The following is a 16,566-nucleotide window of genomic DNA, read 5'->3' on the forward strand; positions in this document are numbered from 1 at the left end:
GTGCGACGGCGTCCCCCTGCACCTCGGCCACCACGCGACGGCCGACGGGCGCTGGCGCATCTACGTCTTCGCCGACCCGGACGTGCCCGGAGCGGCGTCGGACGCGGCCGACTTCGCCGCCTGGATCGGGAGCGCCCCCGACTCACCCCTCGCCGCGACGCCCGACGGGGCGGACCGCGACGCCTGGTTCGACGTGAAGGTCGTCTACCAGCAGGACCACACCCGGGTGGACCTCGGGCGGGTGCCCCCGGAGTTCAAGCCGGCCACGGGGCCCTTCGGGCTCACCGACTACGAGAAGGTGTACGCCGCGGACCCCTCCGCCGACATCTTCGACCTGCGCGCCATCGACCGGGCCGGCGCCGTCGTCGTCGTCCGCCCCGACCAGTACGTGGCGCACGTGCTGCCCCTGGCCGACACCGCGGCCCTGGCCGGATTCTTCGCCCCGCTCCTCGCCGCCCCGTCCGCTGCTGCGCCCGACCCGCGCGCGGGCCGGGCGCTGGCCTGACATGCGCACGGCGGACGACGCGACGGCCGCGGTGGGCACCACGGCGGCCCCCGCCTCCCAGACGCTCTCCCGGGGGCTCCGTACGCTGGAGATCCTGGCGGAGGCGCCGGAGGGCCGGACGACGGCGGAGATCGCCGGGACGCTGGGCGTCCACCGGTCCATCGCGTACCGGATCCTGCGGACCCTCGAGGAGCATTCGCTGGTGGTACGGGACGCCGCCGGGAGGTTCCAGCCCGGCCCCGGCCTCGCGAGCCTGGCTCGCGGAGTGTCTCCCCGGCTGCAGACGGCGGCCCTGCCGGAGCTCACGGCGGTCGCGGCCGAGCTGCAGATGACGGCGTTCATCGCCGTGTGGGACCGGCGCCACTGCGTCACCCTAGTGGCCGTGGAACCGCCCCACGGCGAGGGGACACTGGTGCAGCGGCCGGGCTCCCGCCACCGGTTCGACGCCGGAGCGCCCGGCATTGCCATCCAGTCGGCGCTGACCGAGGCGCGGTGGGACCGTCTCGCGCCGGGGGAACCCTACCGGGAGGAATCGAGGGCCGCGGCAGCCGCCGGCTATGCGGTGAGCCGCGACGAGGTCATCCCGGGCGTCAGCTCCGTCGCGGCTCCCGTCCCCGTGCGCGGGCAGCTCCCCGCCGCGCTCGCCGTCGTCTATCTCCGCAGCGACCGCCCCGTCGAGGACATCGGCGCCCGTGTGGCCGAGGCGGCCCGCGCCGTCGGCTCGGTCCTCTGATGCCCGTGCACCGCGACATCCCCGGAGCCCTCCGGACCCACCCTGCGAAGGAGCAGCCATGACCACCCTCCCCCTCCGGGCCTCGGCAGCGGACCCCTCCACCCTCGACGTGGAGGAGACCTGGTCCCGGGACCACCTCGAATCGGTGCAGCTGGAACGGCTCCAGTGGACGCTGCGCCACGCTTACGCGAACGTGCCCCTGTACCGGCGGAAGTTCGACGACGCCGGCGTGCATCCTGACGACCTCTGCGAGCTCGCGGACCTGGCCAGGTTCCCCTTCACCACGAAGGAGGACCTGCGCAGCACCTACCCGTTCGGGATGTTCGCGGTGCCGCAGTCCCAGGTGGCGCGCGTCCATGCGTCGTCGGGCACCACGGGCCAGCCCACGGTCGTCGGCTACACCGCGGGCGATCTCGACCGGTGGGCCTCCCTCGTGGCCCGCTCGCTGCGGGCCTCCGGCGTGAAGGCCGGATGGAAGGTCCACAACGCCTACGGGTACGGGCTGTTCACCGGCGGCCTCGGCGCGCACGCCGGCGCGGAGCGGCTCGGCTGTACCGTCATCCCGATCTCCGGCGGCCAGACCGAGCGGCAGGTCCAGCTCATCCGCGACTTCGAACCGGACGCCATCCTCGCCACGCCCACCTACCTGCTGACCATCCTCGACACGATGGCCGCGGCCGGGATCGATCCGTCGTCGACGTCGCTCAAGACCGGCGTGCTCGGAGCAGAGCCGTGGACGGAGGGCATGCGGCAGGAACTCGAGGGGCGCATGGGCTTCGACGCGTGCGACATCTACGGGTTGTCGGAGGTCATGGGGCCGGGCGTCGCGGGTGAGTGCGTGGAGTCCAAGGACGGCTCGCATGTATGGGAGGACCACTTCCGCCCCGAGATCATCGACCCGTTCACGGAGCAGGTGCTCGGTGACGGCGACGCCGGCGAGCTCGTCTTCACGTCCCTGACCAAGGAGGCGCTGCCCATCATCCGCTACCGGACCCATGACCTCACGCGTCTGCTGCCCGGCACCGCCCGCCCCGGGATGCGCCGGATGCAGCGCATCACGGGCCGCAGCGACGACATGGTGATCGTGCGCGGCGTGAACCTCTTCCCCACGCAGGTGGAGGAGCTGGCACTGCGCATCCCGGCGCTGAGCCCGCACTTCCAGCTCGAGATCACCCGGCCGGAGGGGCAGCGGATGGACCAGCTGACCATCAGGGTGGAGCCCCGCGAGGGTGTCAGCGCCGCCGACGCCGCGGCAGCCGCGGAGGAGCTCCGACACCAGATCAAGACGCACATCGGGTCGACGTGCGCCGTCGTCGTCGTCGAACAGGGCTCGCTGGTGCGCTCCAGCGGCAAGCTCAAGCGGATCTACGACCTGCGGCCCCGCGGCTGACCCCGGCAGGTGCCCGGGCGGTCGCCCCCACACGCGAACTCACCGGTGCAGGGACTCCAGGACGGCCATCGCGGCGGCCGGCCCGTCCTCGGCCGCCATGGACCGCGCGGCCCCACGCACCGCCGGACGGTACCGCCCGACCTGCGACAGGGCTTCGGCCACGCGGAGGGACGTCAGCGAGCGTCGCCTGATCGGGGCCGGACCCAGGCCGCGGGCATGGAGCGTCGATCCCCAGAAGGGCTGATCGGCGATGAACGGCACCACGACCGACACGGTGCCGGCCGCCGTCGCCGCCTGGACCGTTCCGATCCCCCCGTGATGGATCGCTGCCGCAGCCAGGGGCAGGACGACGTCGTGGGCGACCGACGCCGTGACCAGGACATCAGCACCGGCCACGTCGGAGGGGACGGACAGTCCACCCAGGCCCGTGGCCACGAGGGCGCGGGCCCCGGCTGCACGGATGCCGCCGATCACCTCCCGGGCCCGGGCGACGGGATCCCCTGCGGCCATGGAGCCGAACCCCGCGTACACGAAGCCGTCCTCCGCGATGAAGTCCGACACCTCGCGGGGGACCGGACCGGGCACTCCACTACGCCACGGACCGGTGAGATGGACGCTCGACGGCCAGTCGGCGGGACGTCGGAGGATGGCCGGGCTGATGGGCATCAGCGTCGCCGACGCCGGAGGACGGGCGGCCCCCTGCCCGCCGACCAGCCTGGCCACGTCCTTCAGGTCCTGCCGGAACATGGCGGCCCCGCCCGCCGCGGCCTGATAGGTGAGCCGATTGAACCGGCCGAGATCCCGGGTGACGGTTCCGGCCGCAGGGAACTCCGCGGTCGGCGTCATCACCGGGACGAGCTCGACCCACACGAAGGGGATGCCGAGCCCGGCCGCGATCAGCGGAGCCGACAGGATCTTCGGGTGGGCGACGAGCACATCCGGGACGTAGTCGAGCGCCGCCCTCGCAGACCCGACGAGGACCTCGTGCATGGCCGGACGCACGATCGAGCGGTAGGAGCGGAGAGCCGCACCGAGGGAGACGCCCTGCTGCTCGATCAGCCTCGAATAGTCGACCGCGAGGCCCGCCACATCGAGGCCGGCGACATCGACGCCCGAGTTGTCCGGGAGGACCAGACGCACCGCATGGCCCGCGCTCCGTGCCCGCCGGGCGAGGACCGCGAAGGGCTCGACGTCCCCTCGGGACCCCGCCGTGACCAGCAGTATCCTCATGGCGCTCCCTCACGAGCGGCCGCGCCGGTGGTCTGCGGCCTGGGACGAACGACGATAGCCGCAGGAACGACCCCTGGCCAGAGCAGTCGGCTCCCTCCCGCGTCCTCCGGCCCGGCAGGGGCCATCGGGCCCACCCGGGCTTAGGCGCAGGTGTCGGAACGACGCGCCGGGGCGTGGACCCCTCAGACTGTCCAGATGAGGTGGACGCGTGCGAAGGACTGGCTGATCGGTGCTCTTGGGATGATCCTCCTCCTGGCGGTCGCGGTGGCGGTCCTCTGGTGGGGGGTGAGCGACCCGGCAGGTCGGGCGGCGTCCGCCCCGTCGTCGCCGGCGGGTGGCGAGCAGGCGCCGGACACCGGAGCTCCCGCCGACCTCCGGGACGAGGAGGTGTGGCTGGGCGACCTGGTGCTGGACGCCGGGACGGTGGTGTCCGCGGGGTCGACGCTCCGCGACGTCCGCGCCGTCGGACAGGACGTGGTCACGGGCCCTGACGGGCTGGTCGCCGCCCGGCTCTCCGTCGACGCGACCGTGCCGTTCGACGTCGTGGCCGCCGAGCTCGGTGGTGTGACGGAGGTCCGGCCCGCCGACGACGGCCAGGCCACCGTGGTCCGTACCGTGGAGACCCTGGGCCGCGAGGTGCGCGTGACCGCCACGGGGACGGTCGAGGTCCAGGCGGGCCGGCTCGTGATGGAGCCCCGGTCGATCGACATCGGCGGACCGGACTTCCTCTCCGGCGCTACCGCCGCCGTCGTGCGGAACCTCGTGACCATCGAGCACGAGATCGAGGGGCTGCCCGAAGGCCTCGTGCTCGAGGACGTCACGGTGCAGGACGACGGATTCCGCGCGAACCTCCGCGGCGACGACGTTCGGCTGGCTCCCTGACCCTACCCCGACCCCGCCCCGCGGCGCCGCCCGTGCTGATCAGGGTTCGCCGCTGCCCGGGCACCCTGCGGCCCGGTCTCACGCGGCGTGGGCGGGCTCCACGTCGAGGATCCACGTCACGCCGAAGCGGTCGGTGAGCATGCCGAACCCGGGGGTCCAGGCGGAGGCGGCGAGGGGCTCGACGATGGTCGCGCCGTCGGTGAGGCCGTTCCAGTAGCGGGTGATCTCCTCGAGGTCCTCGGCGCGCACGGACTGGAAGAAGGCGCTGTCCGTCATGGTGGTCCCGTTCTCGCGGCGGGTGCCGGTGCTCGGCGTCGGACCGCCGTCGTCCTGGCCCGGCACGTCGTAGGCCATGACACGGAAGCCGTCCTCGTTCTCGACCTGGCCGAAGACGATCCTGTCGTGCCCGGGATCGTCCTGCGGCATCCCGAGATCCCCGTAGGTCGCCAGGACGACCCGGCCGCCGAAGACGCCCTGGTAGAAGTCGAGGGCCTGGCGTGCGGTGCCGCGGAAGTTCAGGTGCGTGGTGGTCTTGATGCTCATGGTGTCTGCTCTTTCCTGTGTCGATCGGCGGGAGTGCCGTGCACCACTGTGGCGGCAGTAGAGGTCAGCTACGGTCCTCTACCGCGCGCATACTGACTGGCATGACAGGTTCTGCACGGTTGCTGGCGCTGCTCTCGATCCTGCAGGCCCAGCGGGACTGGCCCGGGATCGTCCTGGCCGAGCGCCTCGGGGTGACACCGCGGACGGTCCGCCGGGACGTCGACCGGCTCCGGGAACTCGGGTACCGGATCCGCGCGGTCAAGGGCCCGGACGGCGGATACCGGATGGCGGCCGGCGCGGACCTGCCGCCCCTGCAGTTCGACGACGATCAGGCAGTCGCGATCGCCGTCGCCCTGCAGAACGCACCGTCCTCCGGCATCGACCTCGACGAGGCGGCCGAGCGGGCGCTCGCGACCGTCCGGCAGGTCCTGCCCTCCCGCCTCCGGCACCGTGTCGACGGGATCCGGTTCACCGGAGCGGGGCCCACGACCGCCCGCGTCGATCCGGCCGTCCTCGCAGCGGTCAGCGCCGCCGTCCGGGGCCGGACGACCCTGAGGTTCGACTACCGCCAGGACGGGCTCCCGCGCCGGGCGGAGCCGCACGCGATCGGAGTCCGGAACGGACGCTGGTACCTGATCGGTTGGGACCTCGACCGTGACGACTGGCGGATCTACCGCCTCGACCGGGTGTCCCCCCGGACCCCGGCGGGCGCGGTCTTCGCGCCACGCCGGCTCCCGGCCCCCGATGCCCGCGCCTACCTGTCCGCCCGGCTCAAGGGCTCGGACGCGGTCGACCGGTGGCCGTGCACCGGTGAGGTCGTCATCGACCTGCCGCTGGGGGAGGTCGCCCCGTTCGTCGGGGACGGCGGCGTCGAGGAACTCACCGCGACCTCCTGCCGGGTGAGCATCGGCTCCTGGTCGTGGACCGGGGTCCTCGCGTCCGTCGCCCGGTTCGACGCGCCCTTCTCCATCCTGGGCCCGGAGCCGCTCCGCACCGCGGCCGGGGACCTCGCCCTCCGCCTGGCGGCGGCCCGGGAGTAGTCCCCGGGATGGGATGCTCGCTCTCCTCGGCGTCACCGGCGCCTGCCGTCCCCTGAGTCGACCGGCGCCCTGCCCCGTGGCGACGCCTGCCCTAAGGGGACAGAGGGTCCCCGGTCCGCACCGCGGTGACGGCGTCGAGGATGCCCCGGGCGGTCTCGGCGGCGTCCCGTTCGTCGCCGAGCAGCGACCCGTGCGTCGCCCCGTCGACGACGCGGTGCAAGGTGTTAGTCGACAGGGCGGCGAGTGCGTCCTGCGACTCGGTCCATCCGGGGCGGGTGCCGCTGCCGGCCGTCAGGACCACCAGAGGCTTGTCGGCGAGGGTCCTCAGCGCAGCGGCCTGCTGGCAGCGAACGTGAGGGCGTAGAGGCCGCCGAAGGAATGACCGGCCAGCACGTACGGTCCCGGCTCGTCCCCGCGCTGCAGCAGGGTGTGCAGATCGGCGGCGATCCGCGCACCGTCCTGCGGCACGGTAGCCGGATCGCTCCAGCCGCGCCCCGCCCGGTCGTAGACGCAGACGCGGGTGTCCTGCGCGACCTTCGGTGCGATCAGGGCGAGGTCCGACGACGTCAGGCCGGCGCCCGGTTCGTTGACCACGGTCGGGCTGCCCGAGCCGGTGCAGTCCAGGTAGAGGCGGTGGCCGCCGACATCGATCAGGGGATGAAGGGTGCCACCGCCAGCAGGACCGCGGCGAGGAACCCGGCCACGGGCGAGCCGGCCATCAGCCAGCCGACGCGCCCGTTCCGCCCGGGGCCGGGGCCGGGATCGCGGGAGGCGTCGAGGCCGTCGGGAGGAGGGCTCGCGGGACGGGCGGTCACCGGGGCTCGCTTCCATGGTCGGCAGGGGCAGTCCCAGCAGTGAACCATCCCGGACGGGGGTTGACCAGTGGCTCTGCGCCCGTCCCGGGCACCGGGGGTCATGGGCGCAGCCGTCCCGGGGCCCGTCCTGACATCGGCGGAAGCGCGGGCGCCTCAGTCCAGCGGCGGGATGATCCTCTGGGCTGCCAGCTGATCGAAGAGCTCGATGAACCGCTCCTCGGTGTCCAGGCAGTCGGTGAAGCCGTGGCGCCGGGCCTTGATGGTGGACGTCACATTGTCGAAGCCCGAGCGGAAGAGGAAGTCGCCGAACGACCAGCCCGCGAGGTCCTCGAAGGGAGTGGGCACGAGGTCGTACGTCGCCACCATGCCCTTCCAGAGCTCCTCGTGGTGGGGCATCGCTTCGGCCAGCGGGACCGGCTGGGGCTCGGCGTGGTCCATCCCGAAGTGGCGGGCGAACACGGGCCACAGGTGGCGCCAGCGGATCTGGTCCCCGTTGGTGATGTTGTAGACCTCACCCGCGGCCCGTGGTTCCGAGCCGGCCCAGACCGTGGCGCGGGCCAGGAGCGAGGCGTCCGTCACCTGGTACAGGGCGTCGTATGCGGCGTGGGTGCCGGGGAACCGCAGCGGCTGGCCGAGCTCCCGGCAGATGCTCGCGTAGACGGCGATGACCATGAGGATGTTCATGGGGTTGCCGACGGCGTACCCGACGACGCCCTCGGGGCGCAGCATGGTGGCGTGGAAGCCGCGTTCGGCCGCGGCGGCCCGGAGGAGGTCCTCCTGGTCGTAGTAGAAGTTCGGCTGGACGAGCCGTGCGTCGCTCTCCTTGGCGGGGGTGTTGAAGTAGCCCAGGTGCGCGCCGTACGCCTTCCCGCCCTGGTAGAGGGTGACGTGGCGCAGGGGCGAACCCGCGGCCTCGAGGCCGTCCAGGGCGTTCGTCAGCAGGGCGGAGTTCACCTCGATCTGTTCCGCGGTGGTGTCCCGTTCGATGTAGGCGCCGAACACCAGGTGCGTGGTGTCCGCGGCGGCCTCCAGCCCGGCATGTGCTGCTTCCCGGTCGAGCAGGTCCACGGGCAGGTGGTCCCATCGGGCGCCGCTGACGGGACGTCGGCTGAGCCCCCGGACCCGCACGTCGCGGCGGGTGTACTCGTCCGCCACGTGCCGGCCGATGACCCCTCCGGCTCCGGCGACCAGGACGGTCGTCGCCTCGTCGTCGGCTGCCGCCTGCATGTCGGTCGTTCGTGTGGTCTCGGGGGTCACGGGGGCTCCTCGGTAGCGGTTCGTCAGCGCCGTTCGCAACCGCTGTCGGCTTCTCGACCGGCCTCTTCCGACTATAACTTTCGGGACAGGTCGCCGGGCGGCCGGCGAGGCGGGCGCTGGAGGAGCCGGGATCCCTTGACGGACACGGCTCCCGCCTCAGCGTGTGCCGGTCGCCACCGCCACGATCTCCTGCATGTAGGGCGCCACGACCTGCTGCGAGATCTTGCAGTCGAGCAGCAGGACGCCGTCGTCGTCGGACGCCAGCCAGCCCTCCACCGAGGCGAGGTCCTCGAGCGAGCCGATCGTGGCGGACCGGGCGCCGAAGGCGGCGGCGACGGCCGCGAAGTCCACCTCATCGATCATCATGGGCCCCGAGTCGATACCGCGGACGGCGTACTGGTGGATCTCTGCTCCGTAGGCGGCGTCGTTGAAGACCACGATGACCGCCCTGCGCGCGGTGCGGATGAACGTGACGAGGTCCGCGAGGGCCATGAGGGCTCCGCCGTCGCCCGTGCACAGGACGATGGTGGAGTCCGGCAGGGCGCGGGCGGCACCGACGCCGCTGGGGAAGCCGAGGCCGATGGTCTGGAACGCGGTCCCCACCATGATCATGCGATCGGGTGCGGGGACGCGGAGATAGCCGGGCGCCCACCCGATGAAGTGGCCGCCGTCCTGCACGACGGTCCGGTCCGCGGGCAGCATCCGGTCCAGCGCCCTGCACAGGCTCCGCGGGTCGAGCCGGCCGTCGGGTGCCGCCGCCTCGCCGTCGTCGCGTGCGTCATGGGCGTCGAGGGCGTCGTCGGCGGCGACGGTGCTCCACCTCCGGATCCCCTCCCGTGGTTCGACGGCGGCGAGCAGGGCCTCGGCGGCCAGCCGAGCGTCGGCGGGGAGAAAGTCGGTGACGGCGGGCGAGGTGGGCCCGGCCGTGATGTCGGCCTGGATGACGCGGGCCCCCGGGCCGAAGGAGTGCCCGAAACGCATTGTGAACTGGTTGAGCCGTGCACCGAGCACCAGGACGACGTCGGCCTGCCCGACGAGGTGGGCCGTACGTTCGGAGGCCCAGCCGCCCGCGATGCCGAGGGCGGCCGGGCTGTCCCCGAAGAGCCCCGCCCCGAGACCCGAGGTGGCGGTCAGGGCACCGAGGCGGTCGGCGAGGCGTGCCGCCGCCTCGCCGGCGCCGCTCACCCAGGCGCCGCGCCCGGCCAGGACGAGGGGCCGCTCGGCAGCGGAGAGCAGCGCCGCGGCGCGGGCGATGTCGCCCGCGGACGGCTCGGCGAGGGGCACGGGAGCGGGCGCCGCGGCGGGTTCCTCGTGCGCGGCGTCGGCGGCGGCGAGGTCGTAGGGGATCGCGAGGACCACGGGTTCCCGGTAGCGGAGCGCGTGCTCGACCGCCGCCGTCGTCGTCGCCCCCGGGCGGGCCGCCGACACCGTGAACGTGGTGGCGCCGAGCCCCTTGGCGACCAGGACCTGGTCGACGTCCCACGCGCGCATCCCGGTGGTCGGGGCGTCGCCGACCACGAGCACCAGCGGGATGTCCGCCTGCACCGCCTCGGCCAGGGGCGTCAGGGCGTTCGTGAACCCGGCGCCGTACGTGGTGGTGGCGACGGCGAGGCGGCCGCCGGCCCGATGGTAGGCGTCGGCGGCGGCGACCGCGCCCGCCTCGTGCCGGACGGCGGTGAAGTGCAGCGACGGTGCCGCCATGACGGCGTCGAGGAAGTGCGCGTTGCCGTTGCCCATGACCCCGAAGACCTCGGTGGTGGCGGGCAGCAGGGCTGAGACGATGCGGGCTGAGACGGTGGCCATCGTGGAATCCTTCAGGGCGGAGTCCTCCGGTGGCTGCAACGAGTGGCACACGGTCGACCCGGCGGACTTGGTGGGTGAGTTCCGTATGTGCCTCGGGCGGCGATGCCCTTATTGCCTCTTTTTCAGGCACGGCGCCCTGAGCGCCCGACGCATGTCACTATAGCGGCCGCCGCACCGCCGTGGTGCCCTGCCCGGCCCGACGACGTCGGCGAACCTCTTCGGCGACCCGTCCTGCCCGCCCGTCCCGCACGGCGCGTCCGGGGATGTCCTCCGACTCGTCGCCGTCGGAGGACATCCCCAGGAGGTGCGAGCAGGCGGGGACTGTCAGGAGTGGTGCCCGGTCCCGGCGTCCGCCCCCTCCTCCGCCTCCAGCGGTGCCCCCTTGGTCTCCTTGACCAGGGTCACGCCGATGAAGGAGACGACGCAGAGGCCCATGATGTAGAGGCCGATCGACCCGGACCATCCCGTACCCCTCAGCAGGGCCTCGGCGATCAGCGGGGCGAACGCGCCACCGAGGATCGCTCCGAGGGCGTAGCCGATGCCGATACCCGAGTAGCGGACGTTGGCGGGGAACATCTCGGCGTACATGGCGGACATGGGGCCATAGGACAGCCCGAGTCCGATGGTGAGGATGAAGATGGCGATCCCGTAGGCCCAGATGCTGCGGGTGTCGATCAGCATGAACATCGGGATCATCCAGAGGAAGATGAGCGCGTAACCGATCTGGAACGTCCGGACGCGGCCGATGCGGTCGGACAGGATGCCGCCGTAGAGCGTGAAGATGAGCCAGCCGAAGGATGCCAGCAGTGTCGCCAGGAGCACGGGTGCGGCCGGCATCCCGAGGGTGCGCTGTGCGTAGGAGGAGAGGAACGCGATGACGAGGTAGCCGGCGGCGTTGTTGCCGATGAAGATGACGGCGGCGAGGACGACCTGCTTCTTGTTGGTCTTCAGGAGGCTACGCAGGGGAGTGGCGGTGTCGCGTTTGCGCTCGATCATGCGCTTGAAGACCGGGCTCTCGGCGACGGCGGCACGGATGAAGTAGCCGACGACGATGAGGACGACGGAGAGCAGGAACGGGATGCGCCAGCCCCAGGCGAGGAAGTCCTCCGGGGACATGGACGTGCGCAGGAGGAACAGCACGAGGGTTGCGAGGATCATGCCGACGGGGACGCCGATCTGCGGGTAGGCACCCCAGAAGCCGCGCTTGCCCACCGGTGCGTGCTCGACGGCCATGAGTGCTGCGCCGCCCCACTCGCCGCCCGCGGAGAAGCCCTGCAGGATGCGCAGGAGCATGAGCAGGACGGGCGCCCAGATGCCGATCTGCGCGTAGGTGGGGAGCAGGCCGATCAGGGCGGTGGCGGAGCCCATCATCACGAGGGTGAAGACGAGCATCGCCTTCCGGCCGATCCTGTCGCCGAGGCGTCCGGCGATAACGGCGCCGAGGGGCCGGAAGAAGAAGCTGATGCCGATCGTGGCCCAGGCGACGAGCTGGGCGAGGCCCGGGCTCTCACCCTCGAGCGGCCCGAAGTACAGCGTGGCGAAGACGATCCCGGCGGCCTGGGCGAAGATGAAGAAGTCGTACCACTCGATCGTGGTGCCGACCATCGTTCCGGCGAGGACCTTCCGGTCCGCCGCGCTCATGCCGCTCCGGGACTGTGCGTCCGGACGCTCTGACGCTAGTGCCATGAAAAACTCCCTTGTTTTTGCAGTGCGTGGCTTCCGATATGCCCTGATCCGGATGGAGACGCCGCAGTCCCCACCATCGAGCAGAAATCGTATACGAATGCTAGGCCGCGTTCCGGCGGAGGGTCAAGGGTTCCGGAGGGGGCATCGGGCCCTTTTGGTCGTAGTGTTCACGCGATGCCTCCGGTGTCCGTTGGATAACCCGGAGCGATCCTCAGTACTGTTTGACCATGGCCTCCTTCCTGAGAAACAGCCGCGCCGCCGCGCTTCCCGCCAAGCTCTCACGATCCTGGTTGCTGGCCTCCGCTGCTACCGGGGACACCTTCATCCCCGCCCTCACGTCGGAGGCCGATTCCGTCGTGTTCGACATGGAGGACGCCGTTCCCGCCCCGGGCAAGGCCGAAGCACGCGAGCGCGTCGTCGAGGCGCTGTCCACCGGCATGACGGCCTGGGTGCGGGTCAACGGCATCGAGACCGAGTACTGGGCCGACGACCTGGCCGCGCTGTCCAGGGCGCCCGGCCTGCGCGGCGTCATGCTCGCCATGACGGAGAAGCCCGAACAGGTGACGCACACGGCCATGCGGCTGCAGGCGGGGACGCCCGTCCTCGCGCTGATCGAGTCGGCGCTCGGCATCGAGAACGCGACGGCGATCGCCAGCGCGCCGGGGACCTTCCGCCTGGCGTTCGGCGTGGGCGACTTCCGGCGCGACACGGGTGCCTCGGACGACCCGATGGCACTCGCCTACGCGCGCTCCAAGCTCGTGGTGGCCTCACGCGTCGGGCAGCTCCCTGGACCGATCGACGGTCCGACCGTCGGCGCCCTCGGGGACGAACTGCTCGAGGCCTGCAAGGTGACGGCATCCATGGGCATGACCGGCAAGCTGTGCCTGCTCACGGATGCCACGGACACCATCAACCGGGGCCTGTCCCCGAGCGACTCGGAGATCAACTGGGCCGCCGAACTCCTCCGCGAGCATGCGGCAGGCGCCGTGGTGGGCGACGGCTCCTACCTGCCGCGTCTCGCGCGCGCACAGAAGATCTCGTCGCTCGCGGATTCCTACGGCCTCTGGAACGCGTAGTCCCCGGCAGGAGGGCTAGTAGGCGAGGGCCCGCTGCTCGGAGCCGCTGATCGTCGAGGTGCCGCCGCAGTTGGTGCACACCTGCAGGCGGGTCTTCTTGAGGGTGATGAGCGGGATGAAGAACACCGAGAGCTTCGTCTTGCGCTGGACCACCTGCTGCGGGGCGTGCATACCGCAGTAGCGGCAGCCGGCGGATCGGGTGAACTGCAGGTGCTCACGCGTGGTGAGGCCGAAGAGGAAGAACATCCATCCACCGTAACCAGCCCTGCGCCGGGCGGGGAGTGCCGTACTGCACACCCGGCGGGCTTGCATTACCGGGCCGTGGATGCCCTGCCCCCGGCGGATCATCGGACGACGTCCAGGAAAAATTCCGTTCCGCTGCATCCAGGAGTCCCTCCTTCCCGGTAATACCAGGTGTCAGCAGAAGCGCCCCCTTGAGGGGACGACACGAAGGAGTTGTCATGCGAAGAAGCCTGTACACCGTTGGAGCCGTGCTGGTGGTCGCGGCGGCCGCGGCCGCCCCGGCGACGGCCGCCGAGTCACAATCCGCAGCATCGCTGTCCGTACTGCATGGAGTCCCCGACCTCACGGTCGACGTCTACGTCAACGGTGCCCTCACCCTCGACGATTTCGCGCCCGGCACACTGGCCGGTCCGCTCTCGCTGCCCGCCGGCAGTTACCAGCTCGCCATCACGGCGGCCGACGCCCCCGACGCGAGCGCGCCGGTCATCGGCCCCGTGGACGTCTCCCTCGCCGCCGGCGGGAACTACACCGCCACGGCCAACCTCGACGCGGCGGGCACGCCGACCGCCAACTTCTACACGAACGACGTCTCGGCGGTGGAGGCCGGCAAGTCCCGCCTGACCGTGCGGCACGTCGCCGCGGCGCCCGCCGTCGACGTCCTCGCGGGGGGCGCGCCGATCGTGCCGAACCTCAGCAACCCGGGCGAGGCGACGCTGACCACGGACCCGGGGACGGTCTCCGCGGCGGTCGCGGCGGCGGGCACCACCCAGCCCGTGATCGGCCCGGCGGACCTCACCCTCGCCGAGGGCACCTCGACGATCGTTTACGCGTGGGGGAGCCTCGAGGCGGGCAACCTCGCGCTCGCTACGCAGGTCATCGACGGGCTGCACTCGTCGCCGGGCTCCGTCCCGGGCGGGCAGTCGGGCCTGGCGGCCCAGGACGACGACGCCGGAGCGGCGATGGGGATCGGCGCGGCCGCCCTCGCCCTCCTCGGCGGAGCGATCGCCGTGAGCCGGAGGCGTACGGCGCGGGTATGACGGGCCGGGCGCGCGGACGCCGTCGGGCTCCGCGCGCCCAGTTCCCCCAGCCGACCCCCGAGAACCAGGATGATCCCGTGCACCCTTCCCGTATGGCAACCGGCCTCGCGGCGCTGTCGATCGCGACCGCCGCCGTCCTCGGCGGATGTTCCACGTCGTCCGCAGGCCCCGCCGAGCCGGCGCCGCCCGCGGCCCCCCTCCTCGCGCCCACCCCGCCACCCGGGACGGTGCCGGTGCCGGAGCCCCCGGTGCCGGACGCCGCCGCGTCACCGACCGCGGCGCCGCCCCCGGCAGCGGGCACGGGCGTCGCCGCCGGTATCCCGGTGCGTCCGGCGGACGCGGCCGTCCAGCCGCCTCCTCCCGCTCCGGTCTCCCTGGACGTCCCCGGCACGGACATCTCGGTCCGGGTCGTCGACGTGGGGATCGCCGGGAACGACGCCATGGAGATCCCGGACAGCTTCTGGGAAGCAGGGTGGTACCGCTTCGGGCCGGCTCCCGGAGCCGACGCGGGACACGCCGTGATCGCCGCACACGTGGACAGCCAGACGGAGGTCATGCCCTTCGCCCGGCTCAAGGACGTCGATCCCGGCACCGTTCTCACCGTCGGTCTCGCGGACGGCAGCATGCTGCAGTACCGCGTCGACGACGTCCGGAACGTCCCGAAGGCCACGCTCGACGGATCGGACGTCTTCCGGCGGGACGGCCCCCATCGGCTGAAGATCATCACCTGTGGAGGCGAATGGCTGCTGGACAAGGGCGACTACGAGGATAATGTTGTCCTCACAGCCTCACCGCTCTGAACGCACGGATCCCGCAGTCCGCCTGCCTCGCACTCCCCGCTCTCCGACGCACCGCTGTCGGGAAGGGGCAGGGCGGGTGCACCGGGTGCTCCTGGTGCGGTGCTGGGCCCGGCACCGCGCTGAAGGAGTAGGGCGTGACACCTCCAGGCACCGAGTGGACGCGGGAACTCGACGTGGAGTTCTCCGCCGGTGACGAGGAGGCCCTGGCCGCCGCGTACCGGCGTCTTTCGCCCCTCGTGTTCACGGTAGCGTTGCGGTCCATGAACGACCGGACGGCGGCTGCGGACATCACCCAGGACGTGTTCGTGCGGGCCTGGCGTTTCCGGGACAGCTTCGATCCGCAGTACGGCACGGTTCCCGGCTGGATCCTCGGCATCAGCAGGAACGTCATCCTGGACACCCTGGCGGCCAGGAGCAGGCAGAACCAGATGGTGGCCCGTTCCGGGGCGATCGCCGAACCGGAGAGCCCGAGGCAGCACGCGCGGGAGGTGGATGCCGTGACGGACCGCGTGGTCCTCGACGCGGAGCTCGAACTGCTGGGCGAACCCCAACAGTCCATCCTCCGGCTCGCCTTCTACGAAGACCTCACACATCAGCAGATCGCACAACGACTGGAGTTGCCGCTGGGAACCGTCAAGAGTCACATCCGGAGGAGCCTGACACATCTGCGCAGTCGATTGGGGGCGTGGAATGCAGCATCTTGATCCGGACAGCGTGGGGATCGCCGCGCTGGACGAACCGCTGGACCGGTCGTCCCGCATCCATCTCGACGCGTGCGCCGCCTGCGGCGAGGAGGTCGCCGCCCTGCGCGAGGTCGTCGTCCTCGCCCGATCGGGTGGGCGTCCCACCCGGCTCGAGGAGCCCGACCCCGCCGTGTGGGACGCCGTCGCCCGGGAACTCGGTCTCGCCGGCGGGACGACACCCCGCCTCCGGTCGGTCGGCACCCTCGAGCCCCTCGGCTCCCGTCCCGCAGCCGCGGAACCGGGGCCTCGGCGAGGCGCACCGGAACCGGGCCCTGCGGAACCGGCTGCCACGACCCGGCGCCCTGCTGCGCCCGGTCCTGCGCGCACGTCCCGGTCCGTCCCTGCGTGGTGGCTGGCCGCGGCCGCCGTCGCAGGGATCGCGGCCGGGGGAGGAGTGCTGTGGGCCGTCCAGGCCACGCAGGCGGGCGGGCAGATCCTGGCACGCGCGGACCTGGCTCCGCTGCCCGATTTCGGCGGTTCCGGGGAGGCCACGCTCAGCGAGTCCGACGACGGCGTACGACGCCTCGACGTGACGGTCTCCGGTGCGGCCCCCGGCGGCTACCGGGAGGTCTGGCTCCTCGCCCCCGACGCCACCCGGATGTACAGCATCGGGATCCTGGACGGCGACCACGGCACGTTCGACGTCCCCGACGCGATCGACCTCCGGCAGTTCCCCGTCGTCGACGTGTCGGACGAACCGCTGGACGGGGACCCGACACACTCGGGGGTCAGCGTGGTGAGGGGCACCATCGACGCCGGGGACGTGTAGCGGGCCCTCGAGGT

18 protein-coding genes and 1 pseudogene are annotated in these 16,566 nt (G+C 72.2%); 10 read left to right on the forward strand and 9 right to left on the reverse strand.

Features of this window, described 5'->3' with window-relative positions; all coding sequences use genetic code 11:
- The 3 genes and pseudogenes from CXQ97_RS12725 to paaK all read left to right on the forward strand — a co-directional run.
- Nucleotides 1–505: pseudogene (locus CXQ97_RS12725) on the forward strand (3-hydroxybenzoate 4-monooxygenase); the annotation flags it as partial.
- A 1-nt stretch (nt 506) separates the two neighbouring features.
- On the forward strand, nt 507–1,238 hold the full coding sequence (locus CXQ97_RS12730) for an IclR family transcriptional regulator (protein WP_104181246.1): 732 nt from the start codon (nt 507–509) through the stop codon (nt 1,236–1,238).
- 58 nt (nt 1,239–1,296) lie between these two features.
- Nucleotides 1,297–2,628: a phenylacetate--CoA ligase PaaK gene (paaK, locus tag CXQ97_RS12735; RefSeq protein ID WP_104181247.1), complete on the forward strand. Its 1,332-nt coding sequence runs from the start codon at nt 1,297–1,299 to the stop codon at nt 2,626–2,628.
- Nucleotides 2,629–2,667: 39 nt separating this feature from the next.
- On the opposite strand, the gene CXQ97_RS12740 is transcribed toward paaK, so the two are convergent.
- The gene (locus CXQ97_RS12740) at nt 2,668–3,858 is read right to left on the reverse strand and encodes a glycosyltransferase (RefSeq protein ID WP_258062554.1); all 1,191 of its coding nucleotides are present in this window, start codon (nt 3,856–3,858) and stop codon (nt 2,668–2,670) included.
- 195 nt (nt 3,859–4,053) lie between these two features.
- On the opposite strand from CXQ97_RS12740, the gene CXQ97_RS12745 reads away from it, so the two are divergent.
- Nucleotides 4,054–4,740: an LmeA family phospholipid-binding protein gene (locus tag CXQ97_RS12745; RefSeq protein WP_104181248.1), complete on the forward strand. Its 687-nt coding sequence runs from the start codon at nt 4,054–4,056 to the stop codon at nt 4,738–4,740.
- 78 nt (nt 4,741–4,818) lie between these two features.
- Here CXQ97_RS12745 and CXQ97_RS12750 read toward each other — a convergent pair whose 3' ends face one another.
- Nucleotides 4,819–5,283, reverse strand: coding sequence for a VOC family protein (locus CXQ97_RS12750; RefSeq protein ID WP_104181249.1), 465 nt, complete (start codon nt 5,281–5,283; stop codon nt 4,819–4,821).
- A gap of 101 nt (nt 5,284–5,384) precedes the next feature.
- On the opposite strand from CXQ97_RS12750, the gene CXQ97_RS12755 reads away from it, so the two are divergent.
- Nucleotides 5,385–6,323: a YafY family protein gene (locus CXQ97_RS12755; protein WP_104181250.1), complete on the forward strand. Its 939-nt coding sequence runs from the start codon at nt 5,385–5,387 to the stop codon at nt 6,321–6,323.
- 91 nt (nt 6,324–6,414) lie between these two features.
- On the opposite strand, the gene CXQ97_RS20090 is transcribed toward CXQ97_RS12755, so the two are convergent.
- The 6 genes from CXQ97_RS20090 to CXQ97_RS12775 all read right to left on the reverse strand — a co-directional run bounded on the left by CXQ97_RS20090 (nt 6,415) and on the right by CXQ97_RS12775 (nt 11,884).
- The gene (locus CXQ97_RS20090; protein ID WP_219815416.1) at nt 6,415–6,624 is read right to left on the reverse strand and encodes a hypothetical protein; all 210 of its coding nucleotides are present in this window, start codon (nt 6,622–6,624) and stop codon (nt 6,415–6,417) included.
- A gap of 23 nt (nt 6,625–6,647) precedes the next feature.
- On the reverse strand, nt 6,648–6,917 hold the full coding sequence (locus CXQ97_RS20095) for an alpha/beta fold hydrolase (protein ID WP_219815417.1): 270 nt from the start codon (nt 6,915–6,917) through the stop codon (nt 6,648–6,650).
- Nucleotides 6,918–6,973: 56 nt separating this feature from the next.
- Nucleotides 6,974–7,138 (reverse strand): hypothetical protein, encoded by a 165-nt coding sequence (locus CXQ97_RS20100; RefSeq protein WP_219815418.1) that lies wholly within the window; start codon nt 7,136–7,138, stop codon nt 6,974–6,976.
- A gap of 153 nt (nt 7,139–7,291) precedes the next feature.
- Complete coding sequence (locus CXQ97_RS12765; RefSeq protein ID WP_258062555.1) at nt 7,292–8,395, reverse strand: SDR family oxidoreductase; 1,104 nt, start codon at nt 8,393–8,395, stop codon at nt 7,292–7,294.
- A 156-nt stretch (nt 8,396–8,551) separates the two neighbouring features.
- Nucleotides 8,552–10,198 carry a thiamine pyrophosphate-binding protein gene (locus tag CXQ97_RS12770; protein ID WP_104181251.1) on the reverse strand — a complete coding sequence of 549 codons (1,647 nt, stop codon included), beginning with the start codon at nt 10,196–10,198 and terminating at the stop codon, nt 8,552–8,554.
- A gap of 324 nt (nt 10,199–10,522) precedes the next feature.
- Complete coding sequence (locus CXQ97_RS12775) at nt 10,523–11,884, reverse strand: MFS transporter (protein WP_104181252.1); 1,362 nt, start codon at nt 11,882–11,884, stop codon at nt 10,523–10,525.
- A gap of 227 nt (nt 11,885–12,111) precedes the next feature.
- On the opposite strand from CXQ97_RS12775, the gene CXQ97_RS12780 reads away from it, so the two are divergent.
- Nucleotides 12,112–12,960: a CoA ester lyase gene (locus tag CXQ97_RS12780; protein WP_104181253.1), complete on the forward strand. Its 849-nt coding sequence runs from the start codon at nt 12,112–12,114 to the stop codon at nt 12,958–12,960.
- Nucleotides 12,961–12,975: 15 nt separating this feature from the next.
- On the opposite strand, the gene CXQ97_RS19885 is transcribed toward CXQ97_RS12780, so the two are convergent.
- Entirely contained in the window at nt 12,976–13,206 is a 231-nt protein-coding gene (locus CXQ97_RS19885) for a zinc-ribbon domain-containing protein (protein WP_104181254.1), read from the reverse strand.
- Between the two features lie 215 nt (nt 13,207–13,421).
- Here CXQ97_RS19885 and CXQ97_RS12790 point away from each other — a divergent pair, with 215 nt between their 5' ends.
- From CXQ97_RS12790 to CXQ97_RS12805, 4 genes are all read left to right on the forward strand, one after another.
- On the forward strand, nt 13,422–14,240 hold the full coding sequence (locus tag CXQ97_RS12790; protein WP_104181255.1) for a DUF4397 domain-containing protein: 819 nt from the start codon (nt 13,422–13,424) through the stop codon (nt 14,238–14,240).
- 92 nt (nt 14,241–14,332) lie between these two features.
- Nucleotides 14,333–15,040, forward strand: coding sequence for a class F sortase (locus CXQ97_RS12795; protein ID WP_104181256.1), 708 nt, complete (start codon nt 14,333–14,335; stop codon nt 15,038–15,040).
- A gap of 134 nt (nt 15,041–15,174) precedes the next feature.
- Nucleotides 15,175–15,744: an RNA polymerase sigma factor gene (locus tag CXQ97_RS12800; RefSeq protein ID WP_104181257.1), complete on the forward strand. Its 570-nt coding sequence runs from the start codon at nt 15,175–15,177 to the stop codon at nt 15,742–15,744.
- Nucleotides 15,731–16,552, forward strand: coding sequence for an anti-sigma factor (locus tag CXQ97_RS12805; RefSeq protein WP_104181258.1), 822 nt, complete (start codon nt 15,731–15,733; stop codon nt 16,550–16,552). The genes CXQ97_RS12800 and CXQ97_RS12805 overlap by 14 nt, the downstream gene beginning before the upstream one ends.
- Nucleotides 16,553–16,566: the final 14 nt, after the last annotated feature.

The sequence above is a fragment of the Arthrobacter sp. B0490 genome (assembly GCF_002929355.1).
Taxonomy (GTDB): domain Bacteria; phylum Actinomycetota; class Actinomycetes; order Actinomycetales; family Micrococcaceae; genus Arthrobacter_D.